Here is a 20,167-nt window from a genome sequence, read left to right as displayed (position 1 = left end):
AAAAATGTTCAAACAAAGTTTAATAATTCTAGGGTTATTGATCAGTGCCGGTTGTGCACAAGTTCCTGAAGAAAAAGCGGATGAGCGAGATCCGCTACAGTCATTTAATCGGCCCATGTATGATTTTAATATGGATGTGTTGGACGCTTATATTTTGCGCCCAGCAGCTGTCGGCTATGTTGCTATTACCCCAACTCCAGTGCGTCGAAGCTTAGTGAATTTCACCGATAATATTAGTGCGCCAACGGATGTTATTAATGCAACTTTACAAGGTAAAGCAGGTAATGCAGGCGTTAGTGTTGCCCGATTTTTAGTTAACTCAACGGTAGGTTTGTTAGGGCTATTTGATGTTGCAAGTTCATTAGGCCTTGAAATCATAGATGAGGACTTTGGGCAAACGCTGGGTGTATGGGGCATTGGCGATGGCGCTTACTTAATGCTACCAGGCATGGGACCTTCTACTGCACGTAACCTGACTGGTGATGTTGTTGATAGCTTTGTATTACCGGAAATTGCTTTAACAACGCCGCAAACGGTACTTGTATTCGCACTGAAAGCAGTAGAGGCAAGAGCGTCGTTAATTCCGCAAGAGAGCCTACTTAATGAGTCGTTGGATCCTTATATCTTTATGAAAGATATTTACTTCCAACGTCAGCTCTATGAATTGCACGATGGCAACCCACCAATCGAAGAAGAGCCTGATGACTTTGATGAAGACTTTTTAGAAAGCCTATAATTTATCTGACGCGAAGTTAGAAAAAAGCCAGCAAAACTGCTGGCTTTTTACTTTTATATAATTGAAGATAACAGGACTATTCGCCTAATATTATCATTTGTTCATTAGCCCAGCTAAGCGCTTCATGATAGGAGTCAGGCACTTTATCTGCTGCTAAACCTAATTCATTTTTTATGGCGTTTGCCCCTTCCCAATTCGCTTGCTCGTATAACTTAACTAAACGCAAATACTGCGCGAGTATGCCTTGGTCATCAACAAGGGCTACCTTGATATCATTAGAAAGTGGTAATTTATTCATCACACCTTCCATCGTCTCATCTAAAATTGCATCCATTAATGACATCATACCGGTTAAAAAAGCCATGCCAGTATCTTTAAGTTGATTGTGATTGATGGCTAAAAGCTCAGTAAAACGAGCACGGGTTAACGATAAACGGATCAACTCTGCGGGTTTATTTGCGGCAACTTGGGAGGCAAATAACAAGGATAATAATTTTTTAATTTCTTCTGCACCAAGTACTATCAGCGCCTGTTTTATAGTACTGATTTCAGCTCGGCGTTTGAACGCAGCTGAATTACTATAGCGAAGTAATTTATAGGAAAGTGTGACATCTCGTTCGAATACGCTTGTGATTTTTTTTAAATTAAGCTCAACTGATGAGGTTTCATAAAGTAACTCAGCGAGCGCTATTTGTGAAGGAGGTAGCGATTTGCTTTGTACCATTTCAGGCTTTGAGAAAAAGAAACCTTGAAAATAACTAAACCCCAAATCTAATGCAAGTTGATATTTCTCGTAGGTTTCTACTTTTTCTGCCAGTAATTTTATGTGCTTGTGGGGCTTTATTTCTTCGATGATCTGCTTGATGGTTTGAGTGTCACAGCTTAAAAAGTCGATTTTTATAATATCAATATATGGGTAAAAGTGACGCCATACAGGTTGGTGTATGTAATCATCTAGCGCTAGGGTATAACCTTTTTCTTTAAGATCTTTAACCAGCGCGAGTAAGCGCTTACCAGGTTGTATAGTCTCTAAAATTTCAACAACTATTTGCTCTTTACCAAGTAAAGTTGGGTAGCCTTTTTGTAATGTTTTTAAAGTAAAATTAATATAGGCGGGTTTATTGTCCGTTAAATCTTCTAAACCGAAATTAAACTGACTGCCTTCAATTAAACGAGAAGTTGCTTCATCACCATCAATATCAGGAAAAACATTATCAACGCCATCTCTAAAAAGTAACTCATAGCCGACGAGTTTTTTTTCACGATCTAAAATGGGTTGACGCGCAGCGTAAAAATACATAAACAACAGATCCGATTGATTTAAACATTAACAAAGGCAATATAAGACAAAACATAGAAAATAGCATTAATTATATTTTACAGACCTACTGCTAAAGTACTGATTTTTTATAAATATATTGTTTTAATCGTAAGGCAATTAATATTAAATTTCCATTTATATCCTCTTAAATAAAAAAAATAGTTAAAAACCTATTAACCTCAGTTACTTATTTGATTAACGCAGAGAGTGGAGTTATTTGCCCCAGCCATGATATAGTCAGGTTCTAAGTTGGTTTTTACACCAATAATGTCTTTTGTATTACATTGATTAATGAGTCATTATTAGGATTAAAAGCCAGATTTAAACTTCTTAAGCGGAGGCAAATTTGGAAACAGGAATGATTATTTCTTTAGCTGCGTATTTTATCGTTATGTTAGGGATTGGCCTATATGCGTATAAACAGTCAACCAGTGATGTATCTGGTTATATGCTTGGTGGGCGTAGTTTGTCACCTTCAGTAGCTGCACTTTCAGCAGGCGCGTCAGATATGAGCGGCTGGATATTAATGGGTTTACCTGGCGCTATGTTTGTAACCGGCTTTAGTAGCACTTGGATTGCAATTGGGTTAGTACTCGGGGCTTGGGCAAACTACTTCTTAGTTGCACCACGGCTTAGGGTTTACACTGAGAAAGCAAATGACTCAATCACCATTCCAGACTATTTCTCAAATCGTTTCACCGATAAATCAAACTTACTCCGTGTGGTATCAGCGGTAGTGATCATTGTGTTCTTTACACTCTATACTTCTTCGGGCGTGGTTGCTGGCGGTAAGTTATTCGAAAGCTCGTTTGGCTTGAGCTATGAAATGGGTCTTTACATAACAACAGGCGTGGTTGTTTTATACACCTTGTTTGGTGGTTTCTTAGCAGTAAGCTTAACCGACTTTGTACAAGGCTGTATTATGTTTGTTGCATTAATATTGGTACCGACAGTCGCGTATTCATTATTGGAGCAACCATTAGAGTCTACATTGCACAGTGTTAATCCAGATATGCTTAACTGGATTGGTGCAGGCTCAGCTCTGGGAATTATTTCGGCGATGGCGTGGGGCTTAGGTTATTTTGGTCAACCACATATTATTGTCCGTTTTATGTCTGTACGTAGTGTAAAAGATATGCCGACTGCTCGTCGCATTGGTATGAGCTGGATGATAATCGCCGCCATTGGTGCTGTAGGCACTGGTTTATTTGGTGCAGCTTATACCTACGAAAATAATATTGTTGTTGACGATCCTGAAACTATTTTCTTGATTTTGTCAGAGCTGCTATTCCATCCATTAATTGCAGGCTTTTTATTAGCAGCAATTTTGGCTGCTATCATGAGTACGATTTCGTCTCAGTTATTGGTTAGTTCAAGTTCATTGACTGAAGATTTTTATAAAACCTTCTTACGTAAAGAGGCAAGTGACACCGAGCTGGTAACAGTAGGGCGTATTAGCGTTGCCATTGTCGCGCTATGTGCAATCTACTTAGCGTATGATCGCGATAGTTCAATATTAGACTTAGTCAGTAATGCATGGGCTGGTTTTGGTGCCGCATTTGGTCCACTTGTATTATTTAGCCTGTACTGGAAACGAATGAACTTTGCTGGTGCACTTGCCGGTATGCTAGTGGGTGCTATAACCGTATTGGTCTGGATTTATGCGCCTATAACAATTGATGGTGAAAAACTCAGTAGCCTTATTTATGAAATTGTACCTGGCTTTATTCTTTCAAGTATTGCCATTTTAGTCGTAAGCTTAGCGACACCTGCTCCAAGTAATGAAATTACTACTTTATTTGATGATGTAGAAAAGTCACTGTAAAAGTAAGATTTATTCCCAAATCATTCCAAGGTAGTTTGGGGTAATAAAAAAAGGAGCTTAATAACTCCTTTTTTATTACCTGAATTAAGTTCTATTACGCTTTATCTTCTGCGTTTTTTAAATCGGCCACATTAGCTGTGTCTTTCTTGGTTTTTGCAGCAGGTTTGCTTACAGGTTCTTTTGCGCCTTTTAATACATTGATGAAATCATCTTTGCTTTTTGCGATTTCAAGCGCTAAAGATTCAATTTGTTGCTCGCTTAATGGTACATCTACTTTTTCAAGCATTACCTCAAGTGATTCTGCAATATCGAGCATTTTGTCATACGCATCAGCTTCTTTTTTAGTAGTAAACGTCATTCGCTCGACTCCGTTTCTTTCTACAACATATTTAACAACAACAGCCATGATCTCTCCTGCCAATTTGCTTAGTGTGAATTAACGCACTGATATTGATTACTGTTTTTATATACAGTAATTGTTTGCGGGCGTATTTGCAAGTTAACTTTTTTATTTTTTATTATAGGTACAGTTGACAAAGTAATTGCTCTTTACTTTATTTATAGAGTCACACTTTTTTAGTACCTAATGGTTTTTATATTGCTTAAAAGGGTGTCGTAAACATTTACTATTAATTGAGTCCATGTATGGATATCACGGAGGAAAACATGAAGTTACTAAGTTTAGTAGTTGTACTAGTCTGTTTAGGTTTTATAAGCCCAAGTTATGCGAGTGATACTAAGTCTGCACCAGCTAGTCAGGCGGTAAAAAAGCTTGAGAGTATCAATGTAAATAAAGCCAGTGTAGAGCAACTGATGCAGTTGCCTGGTATTGGTAAGTCAAAGGCGCGCGCTATTATTGACTATCGTACAAAACAAGGAGAATTTAAATCAGTTGCTGATTTAACGAACGTGAAGGGCATTGGTGATAAATTGCTGGCAAAGTTAGACGGCAAAATTAAAATCTAAGCTTATAGCTAAGTTACAGGTTAATTACTTTAGAATATAAGGCGAATTAATATTCGCCTTGTTTCCCTTCTTGTTGCTTTAATGCATCGGCTATAAAAGGCTTGGCAAATGCAATTTCAACGGGCGTGGTTAATAATGGATAGCTTAAACCTGCTACTAATAAAGCAGCTAACATTAACCAACCTTCAATATAAATAAGCGAGGCGAATACAGGTGTGAGTAACAGCAACTTGACAATACGTAAGCTGATTTTTTGCAGTGGTGAAAGCATTGATAATGCAACTGCAATTATGTGTTGTCGTTGACGTACTTTAAGGTGCTGCAATTGCTTAACTTGGCTTGAAAAAAACGCAAACATTAGACGCTCTTCTTAATCATTAGGCGTGAAAAAACAACCACGATTAAAACTAAGCTGATCAAGCCAAAGATAATTTCCATCCACGCGGGCATACTTAAACTTAAAAATTGCCAATCAATATTACCGCAATCACCTGTTGCAGCGAAAAATTGTGGGACCCATTCATGTAATGGCACGGGAAAGTTAGGCTCAAATTCACAGCTAAATGCGAATGGGTCGGTTGTTGTTTGCATATCAATATGTTCACGGGCTAATAAAAATCCCCAAATACTCGCACCAGCCCAGCTAGTGAATGCAGTAATACGTATTAGTATGTTACTAGGATTAATCGCTCCAATAATCCCCGCGATTAATAGCCCGAGCATCGCTGTGCGTTGATATATACACATGATACAAGGCTCTAAGCCCATTTGATATTGGAAAAATAAAGCAATAACTTCAAATGTAAAAGCAGTCAATGCTAATAAAACCCAAGGCGTACGTTTGTGTGCTAAATTTGCTAACCAATTCATAAGAGTTCCGTTTAACTATTTTATAGTGAGATTATGGCTTAGTCATTAATCAAGGTGCAAGGATAAACCTTACTGGAGTACTTAAAATCATGTAAAGTTTACTAAATTTGCTTTATTAAATGTGGGTGTATGCGTTTGTCTAGGTTTTGTTATGTTCTAATTCATTGGCTATTTATTATCTGCATTGCACAAACCTGAAAAATAGCCCAGTTCTGAGTTACTTTACTTGTTAGTTTTGCTTCGTCTGGTACAATCAGTCAGTTAATAGTGTTTAAGTGAAGTAATATTGATAACTCGAGTGGGAATTGAATGAGAATTTTTAAAGCGAAAAGTCCAGCTGGATTTGCAGAAGAGTATATTGTTGAATCAATCTGGAATGGTGATTTCCCTCCAGGCTCTATACTTCCTGCTGAACGCGAGTTATCAGAGCTAATCGGTGTTACGCGTACTACATTACGTGAAGTGCTGCAGCGTTTAGCACGTGATGGTTGGTTAACAATTCAACATGGTAAACCCACACGAGTAAATAATTTTTGGGAAACATCTGGCTTAAATATTCTTGAAACACTCGCTCGTCTTGATGAAGACAAAATGCCAGAACTTACCGACCAGTTACTTTCTGCACGTACTAATATCAGTGCAATCTATACACGTGCTGCAATCAAGTTAGCGCCAGAGCGTGTCATTGAAATTCTTTCACAAAGTGATGAGTTAGAAGACAGCGCGCAAGCATTTGCCGATTATGATTATAAAGTTCATCACGAATTAGCGGTTGCAGGTAACAACCGTATATACGTACTAATTTTAAATGGCTTTAAAGGCTTTTACTCCAAAATTGGTTGCCATTATTTTTCAGATCCCGGTACTCGCCAGCTAGCACGTCAATTTTACAAAGACTTGACGACTTTAGCTGAAAACCGAGAGCATGATGGCGCTATTTCTATGATGCGTAAATATGGTCACCAGACAGGTGAAATTTGGCAAGAAATTCGCGGTGATATGCCAGAAGATATTATGGATTAACTATCAAAGCATTAAAATAAAAAGCCTGTTTTTACAGGTTTTTTTGTGCGTGTTTACTGCGTGATTGCTGCGTATTTAAGTATTCTATATTTTCGATTGCTGTGATTTGAAAATCTGATTGTCTATTTGTTCTGATTACCCCTAAAATATTTCCACAATTATGCGTGCTAGCCCTTGGTATTTAATTTTTAGATCCCATAATAAAGCAAGCATTGCGTAAGCAATTAGAAATAAACCTAAATATTTGGAGAATAAAATGGGTGTATTAGTAGGCCGCCAGGCACCAGACTTTACCGCTGCAGCAGTACTAGGTAACGGCGAGATCGTAGATAGCTACAATCTTCACGAAACAATCAAAGGTAAAAAAGCAGTTATCTTCTTTTACCCACTCGATTTCACTTTCGTATGTCCTTCTGAACTAATTGCTTTTGACAAGCGTTATGAAGAATTTCAAAAGCGTGGCGTTGAAGTAATTGGTGTTTCTATCGATTCACAATTCTCGCACAACGCATGGCGTAAAACTGCTGTTGCAGACGGCGGTATCGGTGAAGTTAAATATGCACTAGTTGCAGACGTTAAGCACGAAATCTGTAAAGCATATGACGTTGAGCACCCAGAAGCTGGCGTTGCATTTCGTGGTTCATTCCTAATCGACGAAGAAGCTAACGTACGTCACCAAGTAGTTAACGATTTACCGCTTGGCCGTAATATCGATGAAATGTTACGTATGGTTGATGCACTAGCGTTCCACAGCGAGCACGGCGAAGTATGTCCTGCTGGTTGGACTGAAGGTAAAAAAGGTATGGACGCAAGCCCTGCAGGCGTTGCAAAATTCCTATCTGAAAACGAAGGCGACCTATAATATAGGTTTGCTTTTGTTTTAGACTATAAAAAAACCCGCCAAATGGCGGGTTTTTTGTTATCTTTACTTCTAGAATGAGAACGACACTTTTGTGTAAATGTAACGTCCTCTAGGATTGTGCACTGCTGATGCGTAGCCATACAAGTCGCTATCACCATCGCCAATAGCAAACGGTGGTTCTTCGTCAAATAAGTTGTTAACCCCAATTGATACTTTGGTTGATTCAGTAATGCGATAAGCAGTTTGTAAATCAACCAGCACTTGTGAGTCAACCATTCTCGATGTGTTGCTATCGAAATCGAGCGTGCCATCAAAATCAATATCAGGGGTATCTTCAAACTCCCCGACATAACTGATATTTACATTGGTGTTAAATTCACCTAATTCCCAATTAGTTGAAAAGATCCCACGGTGCTCTGGATAGCCATATTCACCAGTATAATCACGGCCATCTTTTTCAAATTTATTTTGGTACGCCCATTCTAAATTGAATTTAAGTAAACCTAACTCATCCAATGAATGATTATAGTTTGCCGAGAAGTCGATACCAGATACTTCTTGTGAAGAGACATTCTCAAAAGTACTGTGAATTTTTTGTATCACTCCAAGGGTTTCGTTTCCAGATGGGGCCAAACGAACACAGATAGTACTGTTTTGATTATCACATTCTGCATCATAGATAGGGCCAAATCCTTGCTCATCAATTTTATTGTCTTGAGTTATACTCCAGACATCGATACTTAAACCAAGCTCTGCTGTAGGAGCCCAAATAAAGCCAACGTTCCATGACTCAGACTCTTCGGCTTGTAAATCAGGATTACCTGCAAATTGAATATTGTAATCAAGGGCATCACAGTCAAGACCAGTAGCCTGACAGCGATAGGTATCAACAAAGAATTGACTTTTTTCTGATGGACCCAGACCAACTTGTGCTAAAGAAGGAGCTCTAAATCCTTGCGCCCAAGAGCCTCGAACCGTTATTTCGTCCGTAGGTGCCCAGCGCAATGCTACTTTAGGGTTTGTTGTGGTGCCAAAATCGCTGTAATCATCATAACGCCCAGCTAGTTGTAATTCTAAGCTATCAGCTAAAGGAATTGAGAACTCAACATAAGCTGCGTACTGGTCACGCTCAGCCGCTGCAGAAACGGATTCGGTGCCAAAAATCAAGCCACGTTGAAATTGGTCATCGGGGATATCACTGACATCTTCTTCACGATACTCAATCCCCGCGGCCATCATTACGGCGCTATCACCAAAGCTAAACGCTTCACCTGTTATATTGGCATCAAATGACGTCATATGTGATTCGCCACGACGAACTAAGCTGGTTGTAATACGATCGATTACAGCCGGGTTGTTATAAGTGCCACCAAAAGGGTTATAAGTTCCTGCGTCAATTTCTTGTTGTAAAAAATCTGTTCTTACCCAGCCTTGAGTACGGTCACCTGTTTGCAATGATTTACTGCGGCCTTTTTGTACAGCGGCTTCCCAACCCCAGTCATTTATTTCGCCTTTTAAACCAGCCACAAAGCGTAAGGTATCAGACTCAATATCCCATTGGCGTGCACCAGCATCTACAGTTCTAAAGAAGTTGATACCCACTTGTTGACCAAATGGGTTATTAGGGTGATTAGCTGGCACAGTTAAGCCTGCATCCTTATCCAGTGGCGTTGGTGCACCCATTGCGATAGAGCTGTTGTGTTGTAGTGCCAGTTCCATAAAAGCTGTTATGCCATTATCAAAGTTATATTCAAACTGCGAGATAGCACCAACACGCTCTGAAGCTGGAGAAATATACCCAAAAGGACCATAATCAAATACACAGCTATTGCTGCTACTTAATTGATCTGTAGGGCAACTCGGGTCGGGGGTTTGGGTGCCATTTACATCAAATGTTCCAGGGAAACCTCGAGATGAGCGAAAATCCATGCCACCATATGGGGCTTGATTTGCGGTACCTAATCGGCCCATTTCACTTGACGATAAAGAGGTATTTTTAAAGTAATCAACGATCACTGAAGCACTGCTTTTCTCATTTGAAGTACCCCAAACAATACTCGCTGAGGTTTCTTCATAATTAGGGCCATCAGTGCCACCGTAGCCTAAATTAACTTCAATACCATTAATATCTTTTTTCAAAATAATATTAACTACACCAGCCACAGCGTCTGAACCATAAATCGCAGAGGCACCGTCTTTTAAAATATCAATGCGTTCAATAGCAGAAACCGGGATACTATTGATATCTACAAATGAGTTGGTGATGCTCTCGGCAAATGCACTGATAGCCACTCGACGACCATTAATTAATACAAGTGTTGCATCTGCACCAAGCCCGCGTAATGACACTGCGGCGGAGCCATTAGCGGTTGAGTCTTGATTATTACCTCGGGTAGAAAAAGTGCCATTACCAGCAACGGGCATTCGCTCTAATAGCTGCTGAAGATTGTCATAACCCATGTTATCGATATCTGCGCGGCTAATTGATTGGACAGGCGAAGGGCCTTCTATATCAGTGCGTTTAATTCTAGAGCCAGTAACTTCAATGCGTTCGACTTTCTTTGCTTCGTCTGCTGCGTTTGCATGTGCAGAATAACCAGTTGAGAGAGCAAGTGTTATGCTTGCTAGTAGGGTAGGTGTAAATGGTAGTAATTGCTTCATCCTTTAAGTCCTTGTTGTCATGATAATTATATTTGGTTCTATAACCGGTAATATTAGTATCATGTAAATTTGTTGTTATCAAATTGTTTGTTTTGGCTGGGCGGTTTTTGAAGCATTGAATCACAACAGAGTGGAATTTGAATAGGCAAACAAAAACGCCTAACTGAGTTAGGCGTTTTTGGAATTAAACTTTGTGTTTCATTAATCGTTCTTTTTCACGAGACCAGTCTTTATTTTTACCGTCTTCGCGTTTGTCATGCATTTTTTTACCTTTACCTAGGTGAAACTCAAGTTTAACCCAGCATTTCTTCCAATACATGGCAGTGGCAATTAATGAATACCCGTCTCGCTCGGTAGCACCTACCAATCGATCTAGCTCTCGTCTACTTAGAAGTAGCTTACGATAACGCATAGGGTCACAAATAACATGGGTAGAGGCACTGTTAAGAGGCTGTATTTGACTGCCAAGTAAAAATGCTTCGCCATTTTTAAGGTGAATATAAGTTTCAGAGATATTTACTTTGCCAGCTCGGATGCTTTTTACTTCCCAGCCCTGCAGTTCGACACCTGCTTCAAACTTGTCGTGTAAAAAATACTCATGACGCGCTTTTTTATTCAACGCGATGGTATTCGTTGTCGATTTAGATGATTTTTTCTTAGCCATAGTGCCCATATTATACGTAAAGCTCTGCTTTTTACATCGATTTTTTAATTTTGCAGATAAAATTTGATGTAAATAAAGCGTCTAGAAAGTTTGGGGAAAAACGCAAAGCTTGCTAAAATTCGCCCACACAGTTGGGAGCCAGTATGCCACAAATAGAAAAAAGTGCGCTAGTAATGTATAGCAGCAAAGAGATGTTTAACTTAGTAAATGATGTGGATGCTTATCCTGAATTTTTACCACATTGTTCTGATGCAAAAATAGTTACCCAGCAAGCTAACACCATGACCGCTAGCTTAGAAATTTCAAAAGCAGGAATAAAAAAGTGGTTCACTACACAAAACACATTTGCTGACGAGAATACCGTAACTCTTCGTTTAGTCGATGGCCCATTTAAATCTCTTCAAGGGCAGTGGCACTTTCGCACGTTAGATGAAAGTGCGTGCAAAGTAGAGTTACGCTTAGAGTTTGAATTTTCAAGTAAACTAATCGAGTTAGCGTTTGGCAAAATTTTTAATGATGTTGCCAAAAATATGGTCAATGCGTTTACGCAAAGAGCAAAAGATGTTTATGGGCCAAGAATATGATTAATGTAGAAGTCGTTTTTGCACTACCAACTACAGCAACGAGTTTGCAGGTATCGGTGCCAGTTGGCAGTACCGCAGAAGAAGCTGTTATTAAGTCAGGTATACTAGAAAAGTGCCCTGAAATTGATGCATCAAAATTAACCCTTGGTATCTGGAATCGAACGTGCAAATTAACTCAAGTGCTAGAGCAGGGCGATAGAGTTGAAATATACCGACCTTTAATTGCTGACCCAAAAGACGCAAGACGTAAACGTGCAGAAAAAGCCAAAGATGAAGGTCGAGCTAATAAAATAACGGGTGGGCGCCCAATTGATAAAGCAAAATAGCTTTAGACAAAAAAGGTTAGCAGCTGCTAACCTTTTACTATAATAAATAAAAGTTAGTTTATTGTTCTAAAGGTGTATTAAACTCTTCAGGTTGTTTGTAATCGCCAGATAAAGATACTAGCTTTTCATTTTCAAAATTAAGTGTGAGTGATTTACGCTGTTCATTCTCACGGCCTAGATTGAATGAATACAAATAGTGCCATGTATTTTTATCAAAAGCGTCTTCAGCGACAGGTTTACCTAATACATAGACTACTTGCTCTCGTGTCATATTTATACGAAGTTTATCAACATCGGTTTGCTCTAAAAAGTTACCTTGAGGAATGTTGATACGGTAAACCCAACTAGAACAACCTGCGGTTGCGCTTAAAGTAAGTGCGACAATAAACCAAAGAGAAAGAGATTTTAACGACTGCATTGTTAGTTTGGATCCTTATTTTTTATAAACTGCATGATACCGATTAGTCAGCTAAGGTAAAACCTTTTTGCACAATTGTTTGGCAGTTAATTTTTACTATCTATGTTTGGAGTGATAGTTTGACCATAAAGGCCGCTAAAAGTTTAACCGCTTTAGAAAATACTCAAACAGACGACGAAAGAATGTGGTCTTTGTATGTAGTGCAAACTCGGTTTGGGCATTGGTATACTGGTATTTCAACTGATGTAACTAGGCGGTTTTCTGAACATCAAGCTGGTACAGGGGCAAAAAATTTACGCGGTAAGGGGCCGCTAACATTAATTTTTCAACAACAAATTGGTAGTCGTAGCGCTGCAACAAAGTTAGAAATTAAAGTAAAGCGACTCACCAAAGCGCAAAAGCGAGAGTATGTAAACAGTGCCCAGCATGCAATCAAAACGCAACTAAATCAAGCTGACGAATAAAGCTTTCTATATAAAGCACAGTATCAATGTAGCGTGCTTGATCGATATTTTCTATGGTCTCAGTCGCTTTGTGATGGTGCTCATCATTCCCCATACCAAAATATATAAATGGTATCTTTGCTTTAATTATTACTCTAATAACCATCCACTTTTGCCGTCATATTGCTTAATGCTGTTAATTTCAACTGGTAACGCTTTTTATCATGTGCAAAGTCAGCATGCTTATTAGCTAAACGTAGTTGCTTATTGGCATGTTTAAGGTCGCCTAACTTAAAATATGTTCTGGCCAAGCCAAAGTAGCTATCATGAATTAGATTATCAAGACGCTTAGCTTTGCTGTAATGCTTAATTGCGTCTTGATAAGCTTTATTCTGATAGGCAGTATGCCCTAGAGATATATGATAATAAGGGTTTGCTTGACGTTTTTTATCAAGCATAGTCAAAATTTTATCGGCCTGATCGTGCCGTTCGGTAATTCGGTAAAGCAATGCTAAATTCCCCAGCGCAGTATTGTTATTTTCATCAATTGCCAACGCGTGATTATAAGCAAGCTCTGCATTATTCAATTGGTTGTGAATTCTTAAAAAAACAGCCAAGTTTCCCCATGCACCCGAATATAAAGGGTCGGCTTTAGTCGCTGCTAAAAAGTAACTGTACGCGGTATTATGCTGTTTCTTTAGCATAGCGGTTACCCCTTTATTGTTATAAAACATAGCCGTAATTCGCGCTTTTGAGATAGCACTCGTTTTAAACTTTTCAGAGTGAGAGTTAGGGTCGAAGTCGATGATTAGTGAACTTTCAGTGGTATAAACGTAACTAATATTTGAACCACTATTTCGAGGTGGTGACACGCGCAGATTGATATGTCCTGTGAGTAAATTATACCCTTTATTAAGTGCCCAATATTCAGGGATATGTACTTGCTGAAACTGACTGTGCATACCTAAAAAGTCGGCCATACTGTAAGCTAAAATAGACAGAGATAGACAATTAGCATTTAAATCATTGTAAGCCTGATTAGCAATAAGCGTTGCACCTGATTGATATGACAGTGACGCGTCACCATTATCGAGTAAAAATTGTAGTAGCTTGCGAGTTGAACGCAAGTTTCGTTTCTTAGCTGGAAATGTGGTAGTTAATTGCTGTTTTATGTCGTCATTGAGTTCAAAAATCTCAGCTTCAGTTTCGACAGGCAATAAAGTAAATGGTTGATTTTGGCTAATGTTTGGTGGGGCGCCCAACACTTGATTCGGTGTACTTTGGCAAGCCGTAATAAAGCTCATAAATAGCGTTATTACTAGGTATGTAAATCTGTTTGATGTTGTCATAATTCTGCCCCAATCAATCTTACACTTTACAAGTATAGTTTGTTTTTTGCTCGGAGCAGAATTCAATTGTTACAAAGCGTGTTTACTCAGCGCTTGTCAAAGGTTGCGACCAGTTTATCAAGTGTTTGAGCGCTGTTAGCTAAATCACTAATAGCTTGCTCTGTACTGATTTGTTCTTGCATTGCTTTATCGCTGATTTCACTTATTTGTTCTATAGTTCGCCCTACATCAGCGACCACAGTGCTTTGCTCTTCAGTTGCGGTAGCAATTAAAGTCGCCATATCGTTAATTTCATTAGCGGTATTGGTGATTGTTGTTAGTAATTGCACTGAATTTTGCATCGCAGATACACTATCTTGTGCTTTGTTTTTCGATAGACTAATGTTACTAACAACGTGGCTTGAGGTTGTTGTTAACTCCTCTATCATCGTTTGTATTTCGGTGGTTGATTGTGATGTTCGACTCGCAAGCGCACGCACTTCGTCAGCGACCACTGCAAAACCTCTACCGTGTTCACCCGCGCGAGCTGATTCAATAGCCGCATTCAAGGCCAATAAATTTGTTTGCTCTGAAATCCCACGTATAGAATCGACTATGGTAGCAATCGCTATGGTTTTTTGTGCCAGTTGCTCAACCTGCTGCGTGATCACATCAATATCATCAGCTAACGCAGAAATGGTTATTTGGCTTTGGGTAACTTGATGATGACTTTGCTCTGTGTTCGCTTTGCTATCTTCGGTTAACTTTGCAGCTGTTGCTGCACTGCTTGCTATTTCTTGTACTGTTGCACCCATTTCATTTATCGCAGCGGCTACTGATATCGTTTGAGCTTTTTGCGTATCCATCGCTTGTGAATTACGCTGTGTTTGATCAAACACATGTTGTGAACTTTGGCGTATTTCATGACTTTCACTGGCAACTTTTGCTATAGCTGTTTCAATCTTAGCAATAAATAAATTAAAACCATCACTTAGCTTTGCTAATTCAGGCTGTGTTGATTCTGGCAAGCGGTAGCCTAAGTTAGCATCGCCTGAGCCTAAGCGAGTAAATAGTTCAGCCATGTTTGAAAGAGGGGACGACAGTGAACGTGCAAGTAAGAAGCTAACTACCGAGGCGATAAATGCAATTAAAATAGCGAAGCTGATAATTTGCCATTGCAACTCACTGATCCCTGCAAACACCTCATCTTTAGCAACTTGTGCAACTACAAATAATTGGGTTCCTTTGATTGGGCTAGCTGCAAGAAAATAAGCTTCATCGTTTAGAGTAACTTCTAATAAATTAAAATCAGCGCTTTGTAATAATTTTCTTGAAACACCTTCGCCGTATAGTTTATCTAAACGGGCTTTAGCTACCTTATCGGCATCGGCATGAAGTTTTACTAACCCTTCATTATCGGTGATAAATACAAACCCAGTTTGTTCTATCTTAAACTGGTTGAGTAGTGCCTGCATGGCTGAAATACTTTTTGCAAGTCCTGCTAAGCCAACCCCGTTAGGCTGCTGGTGGTTAATAAACATTTTTACGTCATTTTCGCTTTCTTGAAAAATGCTGATAGAAAATGCTTGTTTACTCTGCTTAAAGTTATAAAACCATGCATCTTGTTGATTATTTAGTATTCGTAAAAAGCCATCTTGATTCCAATATTGTGCACTTTCACGGTTTGCCCAAGATGCTGTGGCTAAGTTGTATTGACGTTGGACGCGTTTTAATTCTTCGATTAAAACTTCATCATTAGTGTCATTGCTAGCGGCCCAATTGAGAATGAATCGATTGCTAGAAATTTGCTGAGCAGCATTTTTTAATTGATTTATTTCTATGCTGATATAGTTGTTGATAGCCTGTACTTTACTGGGCAGCTCTGAGCCAATCATACGTTGTTCAATGATTTTTTTTGCACTATAAATGGATGTAAGTCCAATTAAAGCTGCGACGAGCAGGGCGATGCAGATACCTAAAAGTGTAATCTTTTGCGGAATAGGGGTGCGTTGTAAGAACATAATTTTGTGTTTATTTACTACTTTGGATAGTTATTTTAGCACACTATTATAACAGCACGATGTTGATAGTTTTTGAAAGAGGAAAATGATGATTTTAACTTATATTAGGTTAATTAGTTAAAGCTAAATGTAAAAAGTATGAAAGATAACGAAAAAGCCCACAGCATAAGCGTGTGGGCTTGGTTTCTAACAAGCGAAACTTTTATTGTCCAGGGTTAATTAAACAATCTTTTTCATCGCAGACATATAGCCGCGTAGTTTTGCACCTACGATTTCTACCGGATGCTCACGTAATACTTTGTTTATCTCGATTAATGTTTGGTTATCCACGTGGTTGCTTTGCTCACCAAGGCCTTTACCGATTACATCTGTAGAGATTCCTTTCATAAAATCAGCTAATAATGGTAAACACGCATGGTTATATAAGTAACAACCGTATTCTGCTGTATCAGAAATAGTACGGTTCATTTCAAATAGTTTTTTACGCGCAATGGTATTTGCAATCAATGGCGTTTCATGAAGAGACTCATAATACGCTGACTCTTCAATAATGCCCGCAGCAGTCATGGTTTCAAAGGCAAGCTCAACGCCTGCTTTAACCATAGCAACCATTAAGATACCGTTATCAAAAAATTCTTGCTCTGTAATTTCAACATCACCAGCTGGGGTTTTTTCAAAGTTAGTTTCAGCTGTTTCTGCGCGCCATTTTAATAGGTTTGCATCATCATTTGCCCAATCTTCCATCATAACGCGAGAGAAAGTTCCGTCGATGATGTCGTCTTGATGTTTATTGTAAAGCGGACGCATGATCTCTTTTAGCTGTTCACTTAATTCAAACGCTTTTACTTTTGCTGGGTTTGATAGACGGTCAAGCATATTTGTTACGCCACCATACTTAAGTGCTTCAGTGATCACTTCCCAACCATATTGAATTAACTTAGATGCATAGCCTGGCTCAATATCGTTTTCGATCATTTTATCGAAACATAAAATTGAACCGGTTTGTAACATACCGCATAGGATAGTTTGCTCGCCCATTAAGTCAGATTTTACTTCAGCAATGAATGATGATTTCAGTACACCGGCTCTATGGCCACCAGTGCCTGCCGCATAGGCTTTTGCTTGTGCTAAGCCATGGCCTTGAGGGTCGTTTTCAGGGTGTACGGCAATAAGTGTTGGAACACCAAAACCACGTTTATATTCTTCACGTACTTCAGAGCCTGGGCATTTCGGGGCAACCATAATAACGGTAATATCGTCACGGACTTGCATGCCTTCTTCAACAATGTTGAAACCATGTGAATAAGCAAGCGTAGAGCCTTGTTTCATCATTGGCATAATTGCACTGACAACTGCTGTGTGCTGCTTATCTGGTGTTAAATTAAGTACTACATCAGCAGTAGGAATTAATTCCTCATAAGTTCCTACTGTAAAGCCATTTTCAGAGGCGTTTAGAAATGATTGGCGGCGCTCACTGATTGCTGAATCACGTAATGTATAAGAAACATCAAGGCCTGAGTCACGTAAGTTAAGGCCTTGATTTAAACCTTGTGCACCACAGCCAACAATAACCAGCTTCTTACCTTTTAGTGCTTGTACACCATCAGCAAACTCAGCAGGGTCCATAAATTCACACTGTGCTAATTGAGCTAATTGCTCGCGTAAAGGTAGAGTATTAAAATAATTCGCCATTGTTAGTATCCTATATATTCATATTTGTTAGATGCAAGCTCATTTGGTCTTGCTTGTAGTTACCATAAGTAAAATTCATCCTTGCGTAAAATGATATATTTGCATTAAAGTGTTTCATAAAATGAAATGCTGTTGTAGAGCTTTATAAAATGGATCATAAACGTTTAGATTATTTTTTGGTGTTAGCTAAAACGCTACATTTTGCTCGTGCTAGTGAGCTTTGCCATATTAGTGCGCCGACATTAAGTCGCAATATTAAACAGCTTGAAGAGGAAGTAGGTGTTGCCTTATTTAGTCGAGATAACCGTAGTGTTAAATTAACACGAGAAGGGGAGTCATTTATTGATTATGCCAATGCGACACTGGCTAATTGGCAACGTTTTCGTACCAATATGCAAGATCCTGAACAATTAATTTATGGTAAAGTGAGTATCTATTGCTCTGTAACGGCTTCTTATAGCTTTCTATATCAAATATTAGAGCAGCTGCGGCTGAAGCATCAACATATTGAAATAAAGCTCAACACAGGTGATCCTGCTTTAGCTATTAATCGCGTATTAGATTCTCACGAAGAGATGGCCATTGCTGCCAAACCAGATAGGCTACCCGCACAAATCGCTTTTGCCAGTATTGGTTATTCTTCATTGGTTTTTATAGCGCCTAGAAGCCCATGTAGCATTACTGAAAAACTGGCCAATTTTAGCAATACTATCAACTGGTCACAGTTAGAGTTTATTGTTCCTGAGCAAGGCTTTACTCGACAGCGATTAGAACATTGGTGGAGTAAAAATAATATTAACGCAAAAATTTATGCTCAGGTGGCTGGTCATGAAGCCATGGTCTCCATGGTGAGCTTGGGCTTGGGCATTGCCATGGTGCCAAAGATCGTATTAGACAACTCCCCACTAAAAGATAAAGTTCAAATAATTAACGATCAATGTGAAGCACCAGCAGGCTTTGAGGTAGGACTTGCTGTACTAAAAAAAGAGCTCAGTGATCCAGCCTTAACAGCATTGTGGGATATTGCGCAAGAGTTGAAGGAAATAAATAGTACTTCGCTAAATATGATTTAAGTACATATGTATCAAAAGTGTGAATGATTGTAATCAGTTAGGGATAAGTGATTAATACCTTGCTATTATGGCGTTATCAGTAGTTCTAATCTATATAAGAAAAACAATGAAGTTGATAACTTATATTTTGGGGATAGTTAGTATCTCTTTTGGCCTTGTGACTGCATCTTTTGCACAACAATCCGAAGTTGATCCTAGCCAGAATATTACCACAGGGCAGTGGCACCTCAGTTTAAATACTGGGCTAGGTGTTATGACTAACCCATTGCAAGGTGGTGATGATTTACCTTTAGTATTGCTCCCTGAAGTTGCTTATTACGCCGAACAATTCTTTTTTGATAACGGCCGTATTGGTTACAGTTTAAAACCTGACTCACCCCATGTATTTAACCTCGTTGCTGAATTAAATCCCGAAACGCGCTTTTTTGTTGATTGGCACCCAAGCAACATATTCGCTTTATCGACATCGAACTCATTAAGTTTTGCGCAAAATGAGCAATCAGAACAACAGCCTAAAATAGCCATAAATGAATTAGATAAACGAAAGTGGGCATTGGATGCGGGGTTAAGCTACCATTATATTCACCATCAACATGTGTTTTCTATGCAGGCTTTAGCTGATGTATCTGGTGTATATGAAGGTTGGCGCACAGCCTTACAATGGCAGATGCACCGTAAACTAGGTGAACTACAAATAAAGCCAAGTCTAGGTATTTGGTATAAATCAGCCAAACTGAATGACTATTTTTATGGTTTAGCAGAAAAAGAAAGCCCATATGGTGCAATTGCTGTTGGTAGTAGCTGGCAGCCTTATGCTAAAATAGACGCCCGCTGGCCATTAAGTGAGGCCAATTCAGTGCGTTTTCATTTGGCATATTATGATTATTCTGCTTTAGATGACAGTCCGCTGTTCGAGCAAACGTATTCAATGACTGCTTTTATAGGAATTGATCATATTTTTTAATATGAAGTATCTACATTGTGCTGTGTACACTGTATTTTTGGTTTTTTGGCCAAGTAATGCAGTTGCAAAAAAAGGTAAGCTTAGCGTATCACCCAAAGTCTGTGTGGTTTCAGAACAACAAGATTTTTGTGATCTTGATTTAAAGTTTACAATCACATTGCCGCAGGCAATGGACGTGTGTTTGTATCAGCAAAAGCAACAGTTAAAATGCTGGCAAAAAATGCAATTTACTCACTTTGAATATAAAGCGCATGTTCAGGTTGAAACCATATACTCCTTGATCAATTCTCACACGGAAAAACCTATAGCGGCCGCAAGCATTGAAGTACAAAGCACTCATGCTAAAACTACTCGGCGCAGGTTACGTTCTCCGTGGAGCTTTTTTTAATT

General features: G+C 39.0%; 22 protein-coding genes. 11 read left to right on the top strand and 11 right to left on the bottom strand.

The features are described from left to right. The first annotated feature begins 4 nt into the window (after nucleotides 1–4). Nucleotides 5–736 (top strand): VacJ family lipoprotein, encoded by a 732-nt coding sequence (locus B5G52_RS01080; protein WP_087530845.1) that lies wholly within the window; start codon nucleotides 5–7, stop codon nucleotides 734–736. A 76-nt stretch (nucleotides 737–812) separates the two neighbouring features. Here B5G52_RS01080 and B5G52_RS01075 read toward each other — a convergent pair whose 3' ends face one another. Then, on the bottom strand, nucleotides 813–2,036 hold the full coding sequence (locus B5G52_RS01075; RefSeq protein WP_087530844.1) for an EAL and HDOD domain-containing protein: 1,224 nt from the start codon (nucleotides 2,034–2,036) through the stop codon (nucleotides 813–815). 367 nt (nucleotides 2,037–2,403) lie between these two features. On the opposite strand from B5G52_RS01075, the gene putP reads away from it, so the two are divergent. After that, the gene (gene putP / locus B5G52_RS01070) at nucleotides 2,404–3,882 is read left to right on the top strand and encodes a sodium/proline symporter PutP (RefSeq protein ID WP_087530843.1); all 1,479 of its coding nucleotides are present in this window, start codon (nucleotides 2,404–2,406) and stop codon (nucleotides 3,880–3,882) included. Nucleotides 3,883–3,976: 94 nt separating this feature from the next. On the opposite strand, the gene B5G52_RS01065 is transcribed toward putP, so the two are convergent. Continuing rightward, nucleotides 3,977–4,288 carry a YebG family protein gene (locus B5G52_RS01065; protein WP_087530842.1) on the bottom strand — a complete coding sequence of 104 codons (312 nt, stop codon included), beginning with the start codon at nucleotides 4,286–4,288 and terminating at the stop codon, nucleotides 3,977–3,979. A 260-nt stretch (nucleotides 4,289–4,548) separates the two neighbouring features. Here B5G52_RS01065 and B5G52_RS01060 point away from each other — a divergent pair, with 260 nt between their 5' ends. Further along, entirely contained in the window at nucleotides 4,549–4,848 is a 300-nt protein-coding gene (locus B5G52_RS01060) for a ComEA family DNA-binding protein (protein WP_087530841.1), read from the top strand. Nucleotides 4,849–4,894: 46 nt separating this feature from the next. Here B5G52_RS01060 and B5G52_RS01055 read toward each other — a convergent pair whose 3' ends face one another. Continuing rightward, a complete protein-coding gene (locus tag B5G52_RS01055) occupies nucleotides 4,895–5,206 on the bottom strand; it encodes a hypothetical protein (RefSeq protein ID WP_087530840.1) in 312 nt (103 codons plus the stop codon). Next, nucleotides 5,206–5,718 carry a disulfide bond formation protein DsbB gene (dsbB, locus tag B5G52_RS01050; protein WP_087530839.1) on the bottom strand — a complete coding sequence of 171 codons (513 nt, stop codon included), beginning with the start codon at nucleotides 5,716–5,718 and terminating at the stop codon, nucleotides 5,206–5,208. The genes B5G52_RS01055 and dsbB overlap by 1 nt, the downstream gene beginning before the upstream one ends. 309 nt (nucleotides 5,719–6,027) lie before the next feature. Here dsbB and fadR point away from each other — a divergent pair, with 309 nt between their 5' ends. Both fadR and B5G52_RS01040 read left to right on the top strand, forming a co-directional pair. After that, the gene (fadR, locus tag B5G52_RS01045) at nucleotides 6,028–6,741 is read left to right on the top strand and encodes a fatty acid metabolism transcriptional regulator FadR (RefSeq protein WP_087530838.1); all 714 of its coding nucleotides are present in this window, start codon (nucleotides 6,028–6,030) and stop codon (nucleotides 6,739–6,741) included. 256 nt (nucleotides 6,742–6,997) lie between these two features. After that, entirely contained in the window at nucleotides 6,998–7,603 is a 606-nt protein-coding gene (locus B5G52_RS01040; protein WP_087530837.1) for a peroxiredoxin, read from the top strand. 69 nt (nucleotides 7,604–7,672) lie between these two features. On the opposite strand, the gene B5G52_RS01035 is transcribed toward B5G52_RS01040, so the two are convergent. Both B5G52_RS01035 and smpB read right to left on the bottom strand, forming a co-directional pair. After that, on the bottom strand, nucleotides 7,673–10,264 hold the full coding sequence (locus tag B5G52_RS01035; RefSeq protein ID WP_087530836.1) for a TonB-dependent receptor: 2,592 nt from the start codon (nucleotides 10,262–10,264) through the stop codon (nucleotides 7,673–7,675). 184 nt (nucleotides 10,265–10,448) lie between these two features. Next, nucleotides 10,449–10,928 carry an SsrA-binding protein SmpB gene (gene smpB, locus B5G52_RS01030; RefSeq protein WP_087530942.1) on the bottom strand — a complete coding sequence of 160 codons (480 nt, stop codon included), beginning with the start codon at nucleotides 10,926–10,928 and terminating at the stop codon, nucleotides 10,449–10,451. A 143-nt stretch (nucleotides 10,929–11,071) separates the two neighbouring features. Here smpB and B5G52_RS01025 point away from each other — a divergent pair, with 143 nt between their 5' ends. Both B5G52_RS01025 and B5G52_RS01020 read left to right on the top strand, forming a co-directional pair. After that, nucleotides 11,072–11,512: a type II toxin-antitoxin system RatA family toxin gene (locus tag B5G52_RS01025; RefSeq protein WP_087530835.1), complete on the top strand. Its 441-nt coding sequence runs from the start codon at nucleotides 11,072–11,074 to the stop codon at nucleotides 11,510–11,512. After that, a complete protein-coding gene (locus tag B5G52_RS01020; protein WP_087530834.1) occupies nucleotides 11,509–11,838 on the top strand; it encodes an RnfH family protein in 330 nt (109 codons plus the stop codon). Before B5G52_RS01025 ends, B5G52_RS01020 begins: the two co-directional genes overlap by 4 nt. A 58-nt stretch (nucleotides 11,839–11,896) precedes the next feature. Here B5G52_RS01020 and B5G52_RS01015 read toward each other — a convergent pair whose 3' ends face one another. Further along, nucleotides 11,897–12,256: an outer membrane protein assembly factor BamE gene (locus B5G52_RS01015; RefSeq protein WP_087530833.1), complete on the bottom strand. Its 360-nt coding sequence runs from the start codon at nucleotides 12,254–12,256 to the stop codon at nucleotides 11,897–11,899. Nucleotides 12,257–12,438: 182 nt separating this feature from the next. Here B5G52_RS01015 and B5G52_RS01010 point away from each other — a divergent pair, with 182 nt between their 5' ends. After that, a complete protein-coding gene (locus B5G52_RS01010) occupies nucleotides 12,439–12,720 on the top strand; it encodes a GIY-YIG nuclease family protein (RefSeq protein WP_087530941.1) in 282 nt (93 codons plus the stop codon). On the opposite strand, the gene B5G52_RS21990 is transcribed toward B5G52_RS01010, so the two are convergent. The 4 genes from B5G52_RS21990 to ilvC form a co-directional block, all read right to left on the bottom strand. Next, nucleotides 12,689–12,865: a hypothetical protein gene (locus B5G52_RS21990; protein WP_176372478.1), complete on the bottom strand. Its 177-nt coding sequence runs from the start codon at nucleotides 12,863–12,865 to the stop codon at nucleotides 12,689–12,691. The genes B5G52_RS01010 and B5G52_RS21990 overlap by 32 nt on opposite strands. Further along, entirely contained in the window at nucleotides 12,855–14,048 is a 1,194-nt protein-coding gene (locus B5G52_RS01005; RefSeq protein ID WP_087530832.1) for a tetratricopeptide repeat protein, read from the bottom strand. The genes B5G52_RS21990 and B5G52_RS01005 overlap by 11 nt, the downstream gene beginning before the upstream one ends. Before the next feature lie 86 nt (nucleotides 14,049–14,134). Further along, nucleotides 14,135–16,048: a methyl-accepting chemotaxis protein gene (locus B5G52_RS01000; protein WP_087530831.1), complete on the bottom strand. Its 1,914-nt coding sequence runs from the start codon at nucleotides 16,046–16,048 to the stop codon at nucleotides 14,135–14,137. A gap of 219 nt (nucleotides 16,049–16,267) precedes the next feature. Further along, a complete protein-coding gene (gene ilvC, locus B5G52_RS00995; protein ID WP_087530830.1) occupies nucleotides 16,268–17,740 on the bottom strand; it encodes a ketol-acid reductoisomerase in 1,473 nt (490 codons plus the stop codon). A 149-nt stretch (nucleotides 17,741–17,889) separates the two neighbouring features. Between ilvC and ilvY the strand changes: the two genes are divergently transcribed. The 3 genes from ilvY to B5G52_RS00980 all read left to right on the top strand — a co-directional run bounded on the left by ilvY (nucleotide 17,890) and on the right by B5G52_RS00980 (nucleotide 20,165). Next, nucleotides 17,890–18,813, top strand: a complete 924-nt coding sequence (gene ilvY / locus B5G52_RS00990; RefSeq protein ID WP_087530829.1) for an HTH-type transcriptional activator IlvY — start codon at nucleotides 17,890–17,892, stop codon at nucleotides 18,811–18,813. 106 nt (nucleotides 18,814–18,919) lie between these two features. Continuing rightward, nucleotides 18,920–19,777: a MipA/OmpV family protein gene (locus B5G52_RS00985; RefSeq protein WP_087530828.1), complete on the top strand. Its 858-nt coding sequence runs from the start codon at nucleotides 18,920–18,922 to the stop codon at nucleotides 19,775–19,777. A 1-nt stretch (nucleotide 19,778) separates the two neighbouring features. Further along, nucleotides 19,779–20,165, top strand: a complete 387-nt coding sequence (locus B5G52_RS00980) for a DUF3019 domain-containing protein (RefSeq protein WP_087530827.1) — start codon at nucleotides 19,779–19,781, stop codon at nucleotides 20,163–20,165. The last annotated feature ends 2 nt before the right edge of the window (nucleotides 20,166–20,167 follow it).

Origin of the sequence: Pseudoalteromonas sp. A601 (assembly GCF_002165575.1) — a bacterium.
Classification (GTDB): Bacteria; Pseudomonadota; Gammaproteobacteria; order Enterobacterales; family Alteromonadaceae; genus Pseudoalteromonas.
This window is presented reverse-complemented; position numbering and strand designations above follow the sequence as displayed.

Coding starts and splice junctions, on each gene's coding strand:
- B5G52_RS01080 (WP_087530845.1), top strand. CDS start 5: ATGTTCAAACAAAGTTTAATAATTCTAGGGTTATTGATCAGTGCCGGT.
- B5G52_RS01075 (WP_087530844.1), bottom strand. CDS start 2,036: ATGTATTTTTACGCTGCGCGTCAACCCATTTTAGATCGTGAAAAAAAA.
- B5G52_RS01065 (WP_087530842.1), bottom strand. CDS start 4,288: ATGGCTGTTGTTGTTAAATATGTTGTAGAAAGAAACGGAGTCGAGCGA.
- B5G52_RS01060 (WP_087530841.1), top strand. CDS start 4,549: ATGAAGTTACTAAGTTTAGTAGTTGTACTAGTCTGTTTAGGTTTTATA.
- B5G52_RS01055 (WP_087530840.1), bottom strand. CDS start 5,206: ATGTTTGCGTTTTTTTCAAGCCAAGTTAAGCAATTGCAGCACCTTAAA.
- dsbB (WP_087530839.1), bottom strand. CDS start 5,718: ATGAATTGGTTAGCAAATTTAGCACACAAACGTACGCCTTGGGTTTTA.
- fadR (WP_087530838.1), top strand. CDS start 6,028: ATGAGAATTTTTAAAGCGAAAAGTCCAGCTGGATTTGCAGAAGAGTAT.
- B5G52_RS01040 (WP_087530837.1), top strand. CDS start 6,998: ATGGGTGTATTAGTAGGCCGCCAGGCACCAGACTTTACCGCTGCAGCA.
- B5G52_RS01035 (WP_087530836.1), bottom strand. CDS start 10,264: ATGAAGCAATTACTACCATTTACACCTACCCTACTAGCAAGCATAACA.
- smpB (WP_087530942.1), bottom strand. CDS start 10,928: ATGGCTAAGAAAAAATCATCTAAATCGACAACGAATACCATCGCGTTG.
- B5G52_RS01025 (WP_087530835.1), top strand. CDS start 11,072: ATGCCACAAATAGAAAAAAGTGCGCTAGTAATGTATAGCAGCAAAGAG.
- B5G52_RS01020 (WP_087530834.1), top strand. CDS start 11,509: ATGATTAATGTAGAAGTCGTTTTTGCACTACCAACTACAGCAACGAGT.
- B5G52_RS01015 (WP_087530833.1), bottom strand. CDS start 12,256: ATGCAGTCGTTAAAATCTCTTTCTCTTTGGTTTATTGTCGCACTTACT.
- B5G52_RS01010 (WP_087530941.1), top strand. CDS start 12,439: ATGTGGTCTTTGTATGTAGTGCAAACTCGGTTTGGGCATTGGTATACT.
- B5G52_RS21990 (WP_176372478.1), bottom strand. CDS start 12,865: ATGGTTATTAGAGTAATAATTAAAGCAAAGATACCATTTATATATTTT.
- B5G52_RS01005 (WP_087530832.1), bottom strand. CDS start 14,048: ATGACAACATCAAACAGATTTACATACCTAGTAATAACGCTATTTATG.
- B5G52_RS01000 (WP_087530831.1), bottom strand. CDS start 16,048: ATGTTCTTACAACGCACCCCTATTCCGCAAAAGATTACACTTTTAGGT.
- ilvC (WP_087530830.1), bottom strand. CDS start 17,740: ATGGCGAATTATTTTAATACTCTACCTTTACGCGAGCAATTAGCTCAA.
- ilvY (WP_087530829.1), top strand. CDS start 17,890: ATGGATCATAAACGTTTAGATTATTTTTTGGTGTTAGCTAAAACGCTA.
- B5G52_RS00985 (WP_087530828.1), top strand. CDS start 18,920: ATGAAGTTGATAACTTATATTTTGGGGATAGTTAGTATCTCTTTTGGC.
- B5G52_RS00980 (WP_087530827.1), top strand. CDS start 19,779: ATGAAGTATCTACATTGTGCTGTGTACACTGTATTTTTGGTTTTTTGG.